Below are 14,225 nucleotides of genomic sequence, written 5' to 3'. Positions count from 1 at the left end.
ACTTTTATGAAAGCGCCGTCATGATGCGCCCGCCCCCACGAGAGCGACGCTCCCGCACCCTTCCCGCCCTTCTCCCCTGAACGCCCTCGCCCCCGTGTCTCAGAACAACCCGTCCTGCACGCTTCCGTCCCCTCGGCTCCGCAACTCCCGTACGGGCAGGGTGAGGACGTCCCGGAATCCCTCGCCGACGGGTGCGGTCAGCTCCCAGCCGGTCATGAGCCGTGTGTCGAGTACGACGACGCCGCGCCCGGTGGCCAGATGGAGATCGGGTCCGGCGACGGCGAGGATCTCACCGCCCACGGCCCCGCCCGGAGCCAGCTCGGTCACCACACCGTCGGCGGCCGGCAACCCGTCGAGCCCGAACGCCCCGAAGTGGTCGACGGCTTGGAAGGGAAGGCGCTCCAACGACTCGGGCCACGCCGCGAGCCCCTGGGCGCGCCCGTGCAGCTCGGCCAACTCCCCGACACGCTCCTCGACCGTCGGCAGCCCGGCCCGCACGACCCGCTTGTCGGCGTACGGAATCCGATCAGGCACGCCGAGGGCGGCCCGCAGCATCTCCTCCGACCGCCGGGCGGCCATCAACGGCCCACGCCCGAGCCACCCGAAGCACACCGCGCCCTGCTCCAACAACCGCGCCGGTCCGCGCTCGACGGCGGTGATCCCGACCTTCACCATGCCGGGCCCGAACCACGCGAGGTACACGTGGTACGGCCGCGGGTCGTCGGCGATCGTGTCGGCGGCCACGGAGTGCGCCCGGTCGAGCCGCGCACACTCCTCGCACCGGGCGCCCGTACTCCGCCCGGGCACCTCGGCCCGCACCGGACACGGGTTCCCGCGAGCGCCGACGCACGTACGCCCGTCGCTCACGACCTCGAAGGCCACCGCTTTCCCCCGCGGCAGCGGACTGCCCCGTCCACCCGCCCACCGCAACGAGGGCGCCCCGTCCTCGCCCCAGCGCAGCCCCGTACATCTCCACACGCGTGCCATCCCTCACGACAGTAGAGGGCACCACTGACAACGCGTCCGCCCGGCGACCGGGACGCGGACGTCGGGACGGCGCGACGGACTCGGAGCGGCCCGACCGACTCGGAGGCATGCCGGACTCCGAGGCATGGCGGACTCGGGGCATGGCTGAACCGAGGGGCGCACCCCTCCCGATCGAAATCCGACCGCGATGCGGACGTCCGGCCATCCGGCCTTGGTCGCCCTACAGCTTGCTCATCTTGCTGTACGGGCTGAGGATCCGCTGCCGCGCCGAACCGAAATCGACGAGCGCCGCGATCCCGTCCTCGATGCCGATCACCCGGCCGAGACCGTACATGTCATGCGTGACCTGGTCGCCCACCGCGAAGTGCTTGGGAGGCGGGGCGACCGGGGCCTTGAAGGGACTGGTGGGCAGATAGCGCTTCGGTGCACCTGGCTTTGTCATTGCGACCAGTATGCGCCAACCACCGGGACCCCCGACCGGCCCAGCGCCACTTGATCTTCATCCGCAGGGCACCGCACAGCGACCCAGCAGCTCTGCCAGCGTCAAGGCTGTCGCTCCATTCAGCCGAAAGCGGGAGTCTCCGTTCCCCTCGCGTCGCCGCTCAAAGAATCCTGAAAACGTGCGGCACATGTGGCGACGCACGCTGGTCGGACCAGCCGACGCCGCGAGGCTGAGGCCGAGGCTGGTGGCAGGTGAACCACGCTGGTTCCGGGCCCGGGTCAGCGCGCGCCGCCGCCCTCCCGCCTGATGGACCTGCTCGCCTGCATCAAGAACACCGTTGGGGAAACGGGGGTGGTGGCAGGCGCCCTGGCCACCGCCTGGGGCCTGGACATCGCGCTGACCAACCGACGTCCCCCGACAGCGAGGAGGAAACCTACGCCGACGGACACGGGCGAAGGCGGGGCAGCAACGAGCCACATCAGAGTCCCCGCGTTCCGCTTCCAGACAAGCAAAAGCCAGAGGCCCCGTGGATCACTCCACGGGGCCTCTGGTCTGCTGTGCACTCGGCAGGATTCGAACCTGCAACCTTCTGATCCGTAGTCAGATGCTCTATCCGTTAAGCTACGAGTGCTTGTTCTGTTTTTCGCCGGTCCCGGTCCTTTCGGCCCGCTCGCGGCGACAGGAAGAACATTACATGACTGCCGTCGGCATGTGAAATCCGTTTGCTGCACCCCTTGTGACCTGGGAAAACACCTTGTGAGGGTGGCCTTGGGGCGAGGGCGGGAACGACGAAGCCCCGGTCGCGTGGACCGGGGCTTCGGTGATCAAGCGCGGAGGCGGAGGGATTTGAACCCTCGATGGGATTGAAGTCCCAAACCGCATTAGCAGTGCGGCGCCATAGACCGGACTAGGCGACGCCTCCAGCACAACCGCCCGCGCGAGCGCGAGTGGTGCGTGCAGATGATGACACAGCCTGGTGGGCTGTCACCAATCGCCTCCCACGGTACTAGGCGGAGAGGCCGCAGGGCAAAGCCGTATGGCCCGTCGGGACTGGTGCGGCACAGCGGCCGCGTGGGGCGGACACGGCGCACCACGGCGCCGCAACCGTGGGGCGGACATGGCGTTAGTCAGGTCATGTTGCAGAGCCTTCCCGGCGCGCGCCGGAAGCCCCCCACCCCCCTCACCCCCACCCCCCTCGCCTTCACCCCACACCCCACCCGCCCCACCGCCACCCTGAGCCGGGTCCTCCTCGGGGTCGTCGCCTCGGTCACCGCGGGTGCCGCCGGCACGCTCACGCCGGTGGCGCCGGGCGCGTACGCCGCCGAGGCGGTGTCGCGGCCCGCGCCGCCCATGCCCAGCCCGGCCGCCGGGCCCGGGGACCGGCTGACCGTCACCGTGCGCCAGGCCGGCGGCGGCTCGGACGGGACCTTCGAGCTGCGGTGCCATCCGGAGGGGGGCACGCACCCGGACGTACGGGAGGCGTGCGGGCGGCTCGACCGCCGGACGACCTGGGGGACGGATCCCTTCGCACCGGTCCGGTCCGGCACCGTGTGCACGATGCAGTACGGCGGACCGGCCACCGCGCACGTGACCGGCACCTGGGCCGGACGCCGCGTCCACGCCCGCTTCGACCGCGGCGACGGCTGCGAGATCGCCCGCTGGGACGACATGGTTCCCGTACTGCCCGACCTCCGCGCGTAAGTAGGGGGAGAGGAAGGAGGCGAGGAAGCAGGAGAAGAGAGGAGAGGAAAGAGGAGGGGCGCGAAATCGGCCACGTCCCGGGCGGCGCTTTCGCCCGTCCCGGTGCCCGCGCACAGGCCGTACATATGTGCCTCAGTCAAGGTCTTCCGGCAAAACACACGGTCACGGCATCCCCGTCCGTGCGGTCACGGCATCTCCGTATGTTCGGTGTGCGACCTCCCTCTCATCCGGCGTCGCGAGCGCAACCTCTGCCCGTAGACTCCCTCGCGTGACACGTTGCGGGCCGGTTGGCAAGATGGCCATGGGCCCAGCGGTCGGCAAGGTGCGGTAACAGGGAGGAAGCGTCTCGTGAGCAGCAGGCCATCCCGAGGCGCTGCTCGCCTCGCAGCCATACTGGACGCGCTGCCCGATGCGTTGGTGCTGGTCAACGCCAATGGGACCGTCGTCAACGCCAACACCATCGCGCTGGAGGCCTTCGAGGCCCCCGGGACCGCCCTGGTCGGACGCGGCCTGCTGGACCTGCTGCCCGAGTTCGACTCCCGGCTCATCCCGGGCTCCATGCGGCGGCCCGACACCATGGACCCGACGGGTCGGACCAAGCCGACCCGGATGATCGCCCGTCGGACCGACGGCAGCGAGTTCCCGGTCGAGGTCACAAGCGCGAATCTGGAGAACGGGCAGCAGGCGTACGACGGTTACGGCTACGCCAATGACGAGCTGCTCATGCTGGTCGTACGGGATCTTTCGGGCACCGTCGACACCGAGGCCGAACTCGCGCGTTCGCAACGGCAGACCGAGATGATCCTGCGGGCCGCGTCCGAGGGCGTGGTCGGGACCGACACCGACGGTCGGATCGTCCTCGTCAACCCGGCCGCCGCTCAGATACTGGGCTACCGGGCCAGTGACCTCGGCGGACGCGAGCTGCACACCCTCGTGCTGCACTCCCGCGAGGACGGCGCCCCCTTCCCGTACACCGAATCGCCCCTCGCGGACACCCTGAAGTCCGGGCGCAAACACCGGGTGCGCGGGCAGGTGCTGTGGGCGAAGAACGGCGAGAAGGTGTCGGTCGATCTGACGACCGCGCCCGTGCGCGACGGGGACCAGCTCGTCGGTGCCGTGATGACGTTCACCGACCGGCGGCCGTACGACAAACTCGCCGAGGAGAAGGACGCCGAGGCCGAGAAGCACGCGGAGGAGCTGGAGCGGCTCGCCAAGGAGCACGCCGAGGAACTCGCGAGCGTGCGCGAGGAGCACACTGCCGAGCTGGCCGAGCTGGGCGAGCAGCACGCCGAGGAACTGGCCGCCGGTGACGAGCGGTACGCGGCGCTCGGGGAGCGCGAGAAGGACCGGTACGAGGCACTGGCCGCACGGCACGAGCAGCTGCTGGCCGTGCTGGGCACCTCGCTGCGCGGCCCGCTCGACCAGCTCCGCAGCGAACTGGGCACGCTCGCCGCCGACGACGCCGGGCAGCTGTGGCCCGAGGCCAACCAGGTCCTGCACCATCTGACCGCCGGGTACTCGCGCATCACGACACTCATCGACAACGTGCTCGGCTACCAGCGCATCGACGCGGGCGAGGACGACCTCGTACGTACGGCGGTGATGCTCGACGCGGTCGTCGCGGCCGGTGTCGACGGGGCCGTGGAGCTGGTCGGGCCGGGGCGGGTGCAGTTCGCCGTGCACGCGCCGCCCATCGAGGCCGAGGTGGACCAGGCGCGGCTCGCGACCGCCCTCGCGCATCTCGTCGCCGATGTCGCCGGTGTCGACGCGACGGGCAACGCGCCCATGTCCGTCGGCGGCTACATGGACAACACCGTCGTCGTGGCGGCCGCGCAGCGTGGTGAGGTCGTGCGCATCGAGGTGCGCGGGCCGTACGCCGGGGGAGACCCGGTGCACCAGCCGATCGTCCAGGGGATCGTGCGGGCGCACGGCGGTGTGCTCCAGACGGTCGAGGTGCCGGGGATGAGCGGCAGCGCGTATGTGCTGGAGGTGCCGCTCGGCGGTGGTGCCGGGGCGATGCCGGTCGCGCAGCTGCCCGCCGCGATGGGCGTCGAGGCCGATCCCGGGGCCGTGGCCACCGGTGCGGAGGTCGCCCTGCCCGAGCAGGCCCCCGTCGGTGGCGGACGGCGGCGGGCGCGGCGTTCGTCGGTGGACGCCTTCCTGGAGAGCGAGGACGCTCCCGAGGCCCCGGACGCCGAGCCCGCGGTCGCCCCGACCGGGCGGCGCCGGCGCAGGGCGGAGGACGCGGCGGGTGCGCCGGGTACGGCCGTCGGCGCGGCCGGTTCCGGTGAGGGCGCCGAGGGCGAGGGCTCCGGGGGTACCGGGCGGCGCCGTGGACGTGCCGCCGCTGCCGAGGCGCCCGGTGAGGCCGTGGCCACCGAGGGCGCGGTCGTCACGGCGGCCGAGCACGCGGCGGGTGCGGCTGCCACCGCCACCGGACTGGGCGGGACCGTACCGCCGCAAGGTGTGCCCGCGCCCAGCGGACGGCGTGCGCGCCGGGAGCCCGCGGCTCAGAACGGGGCACAGAACGCGAACGCGCCTCAGAACGCGTTGCCGCCGGCGCTGCCGGCCGGGCCGGGCCCGGTCACCGAGGCGACCGCCGACGCCACCGCCGCCGAGGCAGGCGGCGCCCAGCAGCCCACCGGTCGCCGCCGTCGTGCCCTCGGGGGCGGCGAGGAGCGTGCCGCCGCGCCCGAGCCGGGCCCGCGAGCCGTCTTCGCCCTGCCACCGGCCGAGGCCGACCGGGGTCCCGAGTACACGACGGAGGCCACCGGCCTCGGCCCGGTTCCGCTGCCGGGAGCGCCTGGCGCCCCCGGCGGACCGATGCCGATGCCGATGCCGTTGCCCGCCGGAGCCACCGGGGCCGCTGTTCCCGTCCAGGCCGGGGAGGGGTACGACGGCGAAGGTGACCAAGGTGCGGCGGCCGCCGCTGCCGGGGTGCCCGCCGTCGGCGGGCCGGTGCCGGTGGGTGGACAGGTCCCCGTCGCTGGGCCCGTGCCGCCCGGGGGAGTCGTGCCGGGTGGAGGGGCGGTGCCTGCCGGAGGGCCGGTGCCCGCCGCCGGTGCGGGTCAGCAGTTCACCGGAGCCGGCGTCGGTGTCGGACAGCCGCTTCCCCAGAGTGGTCCGGGGGCGCCGGGTGGCGTTGCCGGACCGGGCTCGGGGCAGGTGGCCGGTGCCGGGCAGGCACCCGGAGGTGGCCAAGTGGCCGCCGCGGGGGCGATGTCGGGAGCGCCGGTCGGCGGTGCCGACGACGGTCGCCATGACGCCGCGTTCCACGACGCCGGCGACGACCACACCCCGCCGCAGCCGCACCCGGTGCCCACGCCCACGGGCCGACGCCGCGCGGCGCGGCAGCCCGCTCCCCAGCAGGGCGACGGCGCGGGCATGACGGCACCGGGGCAAGGGGCGCCGACACAGGGTGCCGCCCCGCAGGGCATTCCCCCGCAGGGTGGCCCCGGGCAGCCGGTCCCCGCCCAGGGCGGGCCGATGGCCGCCGCACAGTCCGTTGCCGCCCAGGGGATGCCAGGCGCTCCGCAGGCCGTACCCGTACAGGGTGTCCCCGGCGGCCCGCAGCCCGTGCCCGCCCAGGCCGCCGGGGTGGTTCCCGGTCAGCCCGTCCCCGCGGGGATCGCGGCCGCGCAGTCCGTCGCTCCGCAAGGGGTCCCCGGAGGCGCCGCTCAGGCAGCCCCCGGACAAGCTCTTCCTGGTCAGGCCCTCCCCGGGCAAGCTGCCATCGGGCAGCCTCTCGCCGCGCAGGCCGCCGCTGCTCAGAGCGGCCCGGGACAGCCCGTCGTCGGACAGCCCGGTGCCGCCCAGGGAGTCGTCCCCCCGCAGGGGGCGCCCGGTGACCGGCAGCAGGTGCCCGCGCAGGCCGGAGCACTCGGGCACTCCGTCGTCGTGCCGGGCGCACAAGGCGTACCGGGAATCCAGGCCGTGCCCGGTGTGCAGGCCGTGCCCGGCGCACAACCCTCCCCTGCGCAGCCCGCCCCCGCTCCGGTCGCCGCCCCCGGAGCGGCTCAGCCGCAACAGCAGCCGCAGTCCTGGCCGGACCCGCGCCACGAGACCTCCGGCGCCGGCATCCCCGTAACGGCTCCTCAGACGCCGCTGCCCCCGCAGTCGACCCCGTCCTCGGGCACCCCGCTGCCGCCTGAGGTCGCCGTCCAGCAGCCGCGCGCCGCACAGCCGTTGCCGGCCGAAGCCGCAGCCCCGGCCCAGGCTCAGCCCCAAGCCCAAGCCCAAGCCCAGGCTCAGGTGAAGGCGCAGCCGCAGGCCGCACCGACGCCGGCCGCGCCCCCCGCCACCGCCACCGCCCCCACCGCCGTTCCCGCCGCCGCCCCTGTCGACCCCAACTCCACCCAGGGACGGTCGATCAGCGTGCGGACGCTCGGCCAGGGTGTCCCCTTCTCCCGTCAGGGCGGTCCCCAGGCCCAAGCGCAGGCCCAGGCACAGGCCCAGCCGCAGGCAGCGCGGTCCGGCGTACAGGCCGCCGCCCAGGCGCAGCCGCAGGCCGGGTCCACGCCCGCCCCGAACCAGCCCGGCGGTTCCGGCAGGCGCCGCAAGCTGGGCACACCGCCCCAGCCGACCGGCGACCGCCCCGAGACGGCCGCGCGCCCCCACCCGCAGTCCACCCCGAGCCATGGCACGGGTCTGCGGGTCGGCACCGGACAGACTCCGCCCGCCGGCCAGGCCTCGGTCCAGCCGCAGACGGCCGCGCAGGCGTCGCAGCCCTCGCTCGCCGGGCAGGTCCCGCTGCCGCCGCAGCCCTCGCTCGCCGGCCAGGTTCCGCTCCCTCCGCAGCCGTCCCTCGCGGGACAGTCCCGGCTGACGGGCCGTACGGAGGGTGCCGGGCGGTCGTACGCCATAGGGGCGCCCGACGAGAACGCGGACGAAGGTCCCGAGCCTCTCGACGGGCCCGGCGGCGCGGTGGAGGTCCCCGACCGACCGCATCCGCAGCCGATGGACGACGAGTTGCCGCCGGAGCCGCTCGACAATCCGCGTCGGCTGCTGGTGTGGCCCGCACCGGACGCGTCCACCCACCAGGCACTGAGCGACCGTGGCTACCGGCCCGTCATCGTGAACTCCCGCGAGGACGTGGACGCCCAGATCGCCGCGTACCCGGCCGCCCTCTTCGTGGACCCGCTGACCGGCACCATCACCCGCACGGCTCTTCAGTCGCTGCGGCAGGCCGCCGTGGCCGCCGAGGTCCCCGTTCTCGTCACGGCGGGTCTCGGTCAGGCGACGCGTGAGGCGGCGTACGGGGCCGACCCGGCCATCCTGCTGAAGGCGCTCGCGCCGCGTGACTCCGAGCAGCATCCGCCGCGTGTGCTGCTCATCGAGGAGCATGCGGAGATCGCGCTCGCCCTGACCGCGACGCTGGAACGGCGTGGCATGCAGGTCGCGCGGGCGGCGTCGGACGCGGACGCCGTCACCCTGGCCGCGCAGATGCGGCCCAACCTCGTGGTGATGGACCTGCTCCAGGTGCACCGCCGCCAGGCCGGCATCATCGACTGGCTGCGGGCGAACGGCCAGTTGAACCGCACCCCGCTCGTCGTCTACACGGCCGCCGTCGACCAGTCCGAACTCCCGCGCCTGGCCTCGGGGGAGACGGTCCTCTTCCTCGCGGAACGCTCGACGAGCCCCGAGGTGCAGACCCGGATCGTGGACCTGTTGGCACGAGTCGGTACGAACTGAACCAGAACTGAACTCACGGACAGCAACAGTTGGGGCGGTGTTTCACGTGAAACACCGCCCCAACTGCCTTACGTGCGCGTCCTGGATCTGCGTCGGATCTACGTCAGATCTGCGTCACGTCCAGCGAGCCCTCCGCGTACTGCCTACGCAGCACCTTCTTGTCGAACTTGCCCACGCTCGTCTTCGGCACCGACTCGATGATCGTCCAGCGCTCGGGGAGCTGCCACTTGGCGATGTGGCCCTCGTCGGCGAGGAAGGACCGCAGGGCGGCGAAGTCGGCGGTGGAGCCCTCCTTCAGCACGACCGTGGCGAGGGGGCGCTCACCCCACTTCTCGTCCGGCACGGCGACGACGGCGGCCTCGGCGACGTCCGGGTGGGCCATGAGCGCGTTCTCCAGCTCGACCGAGGAGATCCACTCACCACCGGACTTGATGACGTCCTTGGCCCGGTCGGTGAGGGTGAGGAAGCCGTCGGGGCTGATCGTGCCGACGTCGCCCGTCTTCAGCCAGCCGTCCTCGCTGAACTTGTCGTCGGGGCGGATGGGCTCGGTACCCTGGCCGCCGAAGTAGGCACCCGCGATCCAGGGACCCCGGACCTCCAGCTCACCGGCGGACTCGCCGTCCCAGGGGAGGCGCTCGCCACCGGGACCGGTGAGGCGGGCCTCGACGGAGGCGGGGAAGCGGCCCTGGGTGAGGCGGTAGGCGAACTCCTCGTCCGAGCCCGGCTCCACACCGGCCGGCGGCCGGGCGATCGTGCCGAGCGGGGAGGTCTCCGTCATGCCCCAGGCGTGGCAGACGCGCATGCCCAGCTTGTCGAAGGCCTGCATGAGGGCGGGCGGGCAGGCCGAGCCGCCGATGGTCACCTGGGTGAGGGAGGCGACCTCGCGCGGGCGGGCGGACAGCTCCGCGAGCAGGCCCTGCCAGATGGTGGGCACGGCGGCGGCGTGCGACGGCTTCAGCGTCTCGATCATCTCGGCGAGCGGGCCGGGCTGCAGGAAGCGGTCCGGCATCAGCATGTTGACGCCGGTCATGAAGGTCGCGTGCGGCAGGCCCCAGGCGTTGACGTGGAACTGCGGGACGACGACGAGCGAGAGGTCCGCGTCCGTCAGGCCCATGGACTGGGCCATGTTGACCTGCATGGAGTGCAGGTAGATCGAGCGGTGGGAGTAGACGACGCCCTTGGGGTCGCCGGTGGTGCCGGAGGTGTAGCACATGGCCGCGGCGGTGCGTTCGTCCAGCTCGGGCCAGTCGTAGGTGGTCGGCTTGCCGGCGATCAGGTCCTCGTACTCGTGCACCTGGACGCTCGCTCCGGCGAGCAGCGACCGGTCGCCGGGCCCGGCCACGACGACGTGCTCCACCGGCTTGAGGTGCGGGAGGAGCGGCGCGAGGAGGGGGAGCAGCGAACCGTTGGCGATGATCACCCGGTCGGCGGCGTGGTTGACGATCCAGGCGAGCTGCTCGGGGGGCAGCCGCAGGTTGAGGGTGTGGAGGACGGCGCCCATGGAGGGGATCGCGAAGTACGCCTCGACGTGTTCCGCGTTGTTCCACATGAGGGTGGCGACCCGTTCGTCGCCGTCGACGCCGAGGTCCTCGCGCAGGGCGTGGGCCAACTGCGCGGCGCGGGCGCCGATCTCGGCATAGGAGCGGCGGTCGGGCTCGCCCTCGCCGGTCCAGGTGATCACCTGCGACGTCCCGTGGATGCTCGACCCATGGGCCAGGATCCTGGAGATCAACAGCGGTACGTCCTGCATGGTGCTCAGCACGGCGTCCTCCCGGGGCGACTCTGCCTACGCGGTGGTAACGGTTGCGCTGATTCTGCTCACATACCGCTCGGTATGTCACTAGGTGCCGGGATGATCGATCAGAGAACGTTGCCCGAGGAGCTTGGAGGAACTGATCGCAGCCGCATGTCAGGCCAACGATCGGGCTAGCGGACGGGTTCCAGCTCCGGGTCCTCGCGCAGCTTGCCCAGCGCGCGGGACACCGCCGACTTCACCGTGCCGACCGATACGCCGAGCACCTCCGCCGTCTGGACCTCGCTCAGGTCCTCGTAGTACCTGAGGACGACCATGGCCCGCTGCCGCGCCGGCAGCTTCATGATCGCCCGCCACATCGCGTCGTGCAGCGCCTGCTGCTCGGCCGGGTCGGCGGCATGAACCCCGTCGGGCTCCGGCAGCTCGTCGCACGCGAACTCGTCCACCTTGCGCTTGCGCCACTGGGACGTCCGGGTGTTCAGCAGCGCCCGGCGGACATAGCCGTCGAGGGCCCGGTGGTCCTCGATGCGCTCCCAGGCGACGTACGTCTTGGCCAGCGCGGTCTGCAGCAGGTCCTCGGCGTCGCACGGGTTCGCGGTGAGCGACCGCGCGGTCCGCAGCAGCACCGGCTGGCGGGCCTTCACGTACGCCGAGAACGACGGGTACGACAGGTCCGCCAGGCCCGGCAGGGTCGGCCGGGCGGAGTGCGAGCGGGCCGAGGCCGAACGGGCCGAGGTCGAACGGGCCGAGGTCGAACGGGCCGTGGTCGACAGGGTCCGCGGCACTGGTGCAGCGGCCTGCGAAGCGCTGGTGCAGACGGGTGTGGTCATGGCTCCACGCTAGGAGCGGGCCCCGCCCGGCGGATCGGCCGCAGGTCCCGAAGACGAATCCCCCTCAGGTTGTAGGAGTGGGGCAGACCCCACCTACTGGAGGTGGATGAACAGCCCCCAGGTACTGAGGGTGTACCCCCGAGAACCACCTGCCCAGGGTGTACGGCACCCGCCCCACCGGACCCCCGAGTGCCCGGAGCCCTCCTCAGCCGCCCCGCCCGCACCGCTCACCCGTCCGTCCCCAGCACCAACCCCGAGGTGGGCACCCCCGTCCCCGCGGTGACCAGCACCCGCTCGGCACCGGCGACCTGGTTCACGGAGGTGCCCCGCAGCTGTCGTACGGCCTCCGCGATGCCGTTCATCCCGTGCAGATACGCCTCGCCGAGCTGCCCGCCGTGCGTGTTGAGCGGCAGCCGGTCCTCGGCGACGAAGTCCGCCGCCTCCCCCGGCCCGCAGAAACCGAACTCCTCCAGCTGCATCAGCACGAACGGCGTGAAGTGGTCGTACAGGATGCCCACGTCGAAGTCGTCGGGGGCCAGCCCCGAGGTCCGCCGGAGCTGCCGGGCGACGACGCCCATCTCCGGCAGCCCGGTGAGATCGCTGTCGTAGAAGCCGGTCATCTGCTGCTGCGCCCGGCCCGCGCCCTGGGCGGCCGCGACGACCACCGCGGGCGGTCTCGGCAGGTCCCGCGCGCGCTCCACCGAGGTGACGACGAGCGCCTGACCGCCGTCCGTCTCCTGGCAGCAGTCCAGCAGCCGCAGCGGCTCGACGATCCAGCGCGAGGCGGCATGCTCGTCGAGGGTGAGGGGGCGGCCGTGGAAGTACGCCGCCGGGTTCGTCGCCGCGTGTCTGCGGTCGACCACGGCCACGTGCCCGAACGCCTCCGGGGTCAGCCCGTACGCGTACAGATAGCGCTGCGCCGCCATCGCGACCCACGAGGCGGGCGTGAGCAGCCCGAACGGCAGCGTCCAGCCCAGGGCCACGCCCTCCGCCGACGGCTCCCGGTGCCGTACCCCCGACCCGAACCGGCGCCCCGAACGCTCGTTGAAGGCCCGGTAGCAGACCACGACCTCCGCCACGCCCGTCGCGACCGCGAGCGCCGCCTGCTGCACGGTCGCGCACGCGGCACCGCCGCCGTAGTGGACACGGGAGAAGAAGGACAGCTCGCCGATGCCGGCCGCCTGCGCGACCGTGATCTCCGGGCTCGTGTCCATCGTGAACGTCACCATGCCGTCCACGTCCGCCGGCGCCAGCCCCGCGTCGTCCAGCGCCGCGCGCACCGCCTCCACAGCCAGCCGCAGCTCGCTGCGGCCCGAGTCCTTGGAGAAGTCGGTCGCGCCGATGCCGGCGATCGCGGCCCGCCCGCCGAGCCCGTCCTTGGTCCGTACGCTCACACCGCCTCCCTCGGGGGCAGGGGTCGGGGCAGGGTCAGGGTCACCGTGCCGGTGACGTGCCGACCGACGCCGTTGTCGCCGGTCACCTTGACCGTGACCGTCGGTCCGTCGGTCGTCTCGGTCGTCTCGACTGACTCGACCGTGCCGGTCAACACCATCGTGTCGCCCGGGTAGTTGGGCGCGCCGAGCCGGATCGCCACCTTGCGCAGGACGGCGTCCGGTCCGAAGTGGTCGGTCACGTACCGCCCCACCAGCCCGTTCGTCGTCAGGATGTTCATGAACACATCGGGCGACCCGCGCCGCCGCGCCAGCTCCGGATCGTGGTGCACGTCCTGGTAGTCGCGCGAGGCGATCGCCCCCGCGACGACGAGTGTGCGGGTGATCTCGATCTCCAGCGGCGGGATCACGTCCCCTGCCTCGACCCTCACGCCGACACCGCCCCCTCTTCCGCCTCCGCGGGACCCGTCGGCTCCGCGGGACCATCGGAGCCCGCGCGGAACACCGGAAGCTCCAACTCCGCTTCGTAGCGAGCGAATTCGAGCCGTACGGGCATCCCGATCCGCACCTTGTCGCACGGCACCCCGATGACGTTGCTGACCATCCGCACCCCCTCCGCCAGCTCGATCAGCCCGACGGCGTACGGCGGATCGAAGGCCGGGAAGGGCGGGTGGTGCATGACGACGTACGAGTACACGACCCCCTCACCGCTCGCCTCGACCGTGTCCCACGCGGCCGAACCGCACGCGTTGCAGCCGGGCAGCCAGGGGAGGCGGAGTGTGGCGCAGTCGGCGCAGCGCTGGATGAGCAGCCGGTGCTGTGAAACACCGTCCCAGAAGCCCGCGTTGTCGCGATTGACGACGGGGCGGGGGCGGCGGGGCCGTTCCTGGGACGGGGACGTTCCGGGGGACGGCCGGGGCGCGTGAGCCGGGGCGTACTTGAGGATCCGGAAGCGATGGGTCCCCACGAGTTCGTCACCCACGCGCACATCCATCCGGGTCGTGACGAAGTACCCGGTGCCGAGCCTGGTCGTCTTCCGCCCCGACACCGACTCGATGACCGAGTCGAAGGTGACCTCGTCCCCCGGCCGCAGCGCCCGCAGGTACTCCTGCTCGCAGTCCGTGGCGACGACGGAGGTGCATCCCGCGTCGTCGAGCAGCGCGAGGAGTTCGTCGTACGCCGGTGCGCGGGTCTCGTGGCCACTCAGTCCGCCCATCGTCCACACCTGGAGCATGGTCGGCGGCGCGACGGCGTCCGGTCCGGTGTACGCGGGGTTGGTGTCCCCCATGGCCTCGCACCAGTGCCGGATCATGGGCGAGTTGACGGGATCCTTGCCACGGCCGCCGAGGACGGCCGCGCGCCCCTCGTAGGTCTTGAGTTGTACGGACAGGTCCTCGACCATCGTGGCGCAGCCCCCTCCGTTTTTTCTG

General features: G+C 72.7%; 9 protein-coding genes and 2 tRNA genes. 2 read left to right on the top strand and 9 right to left on the bottom strand.

Translation table 11 applies throughout. The annotated features are described in order from the left end of the window. Positions 1–99: 99 nt before the first annotated feature. The 4 genes from ACZ9QC_RS21705 to ACZ9QC_RS21690 all read right to left on the bottom strand — a co-directional run bounded on the left by ACZ9QC_RS21705 (position 100) and on the right by ACZ9QC_RS21690 (position 2,351). Positions 100–987, bottom strand: coding sequence for a DUF2797 domain-containing protein (locus ACZ9QC_RS21705; protein WP_472914656.1), 888 nt, complete (start codon positions 985–987; stop codon positions 100–102). Positions 988–1,207: 220 nt separating this feature from the next. Further along, positions 1,208–1,429 carry a hypothetical protein gene (locus ACZ9QC_RS21700; RefSeq protein WP_033526723.1) on the bottom strand — a complete coding sequence of 74 codons (222 nt, stop codon included), beginning with the start codon at positions 1,427–1,429 and terminating at the stop codon, positions 1,208–1,210. 558 nt (positions 1,430–1,987) lie between these two features. Further along, a tRNA-Arg gene (locus tag ACZ9QC_RS21695) sits at positions 1,988–2,060 on the bottom strand. 200 nt (positions 2,061–2,260) lie between these two features. Next, positions 2,261–2,351: transfer RNA gene (locus tag ACZ9QC_RS21690), tRNA-Ser, on the bottom strand. A gap of 212 nt (positions 2,352–2,563) precedes the next feature. Between ACZ9QC_RS21690 and ACZ9QC_RS21685 the strand changes: the two genes are divergently transcribed. Next, complete coding sequence (locus tag ACZ9QC_RS21685; RefSeq protein ID WP_472914655.1) at positions 2,564–3,130, top strand: SSI family serine proteinase inhibitor; 567 nt, start codon at positions 2,564–2,566, stop codon at positions 3,128–3,130. A 348-nt stretch (positions 3,131–3,478) separates the two neighbouring features. After that, on the top strand, positions 3,479–8,821 hold the full coding sequence (locus tag ACZ9QC_RS21680) for a hybrid sensor histidine kinase/response regulator (RefSeq protein WP_472914654.1): 5,343 nt from the start codon (positions 3,479–3,481) through the stop codon (positions 8,819–8,821). A gap of 103 nt (positions 8,822–8,924) precedes the next feature. On the opposite strand, the gene ACZ9QC_RS21675 is transcribed toward ACZ9QC_RS21680, so the two are convergent. From ACZ9QC_RS21675 to ACZ9QC_RS21655, 5 genes are all read right to left on the bottom strand, one after another. Next, a complete protein-coding gene (locus ACZ9QC_RS21675) occupies positions 8,925–10,583 on the bottom strand; it encodes a long-chain fatty acid--CoA ligase (protein WP_472914653.1) in 1,659 nt (552 codons plus the stop codon). Positions 10,584–10,747: 164 nt separating this feature from the next. Then, entirely contained in the window at positions 10,748–11,404 is a 657-nt protein-coding gene (locus ACZ9QC_RS21670; protein ID WP_472914652.1) for a SigE family RNA polymerase sigma factor, read from the bottom strand. A gap of 227 nt (positions 11,405–11,631) precedes the next feature. Next, on the bottom strand, positions 11,632–12,798 hold the full coding sequence (locus ACZ9QC_RS21665; RefSeq protein ID WP_472914651.1) for a lipid-transfer protein: 1,167 nt from the start codon (positions 12,796–12,798) through the stop codon (positions 11,632–11,634). After that, positions 12,795–13,226, bottom strand: coding sequence for a MaoC family dehydratase (locus ACZ9QC_RS21660; protein WP_472914650.1), 432 nt, complete (start codon positions 13,224–13,226; stop codon positions 12,795–12,797). Before ACZ9QC_RS21660 ends, ACZ9QC_RS21665 begins: the two co-directional genes overlap by 4 nt. Then, entirely contained in the window at positions 13,223–14,197 is a 975-nt protein-coding gene (locus ACZ9QC_RS21655; protein ID WP_472914649.1) for a bifunctional MaoC family dehydratase N-terminal/OB-fold nucleic acid binding domain-containing protein, read from the bottom strand. Before ACZ9QC_RS21655 ends, ACZ9QC_RS21660 begins: the two co-directional genes overlap by 4 nt. Between the last annotated feature and the right edge of the window lie 28 nt (positions 14,198–14,225).

It is taken from the genome of Streptomyces sp. HUAS MS02, from assembly GCF_055702265.1.
This window is presented reverse-complemented; position numbering and strand designations above follow the sequence as displayed.

Coding starts and splice junctions, on each gene's coding strand:
- ACZ9QC_RS21670 (WP_472914652.1), bottom strand. CDS start 11,404: ATGACCACACCCGTCTGCACCAGCGCTTCGCAGGCCGCTGCACCAGTG.
- ACZ9QC_RS21705 (WP_472914656.1), bottom strand. CDS start 987: ATGGCACGCGTGTGGAGATGTACGGGGCTGCGCTGGGGCGAGGACGGG.
- ACZ9QC_RS21685 (WP_472914655.1), top strand. CDS start 2,564: ATGTTGCAGAGCCTTCCCGGCGCGCGCCGGAAGCCCCCCACCCCCCTC.
- ACZ9QC_RS21700 (WP_033526723.1), bottom strand. CDS start 1,429: ATGACAAAGCCAGGTGCACCGAAGCGCTATCTGCCCACCAGTCCCTTC.
- ACZ9QC_RS21655 (WP_472914649.1), bottom strand. CDS start 14,197: ATGGTCGAGGACCTGTCCGTACAACTCAAGACCTACGAGGGGCGCGCG.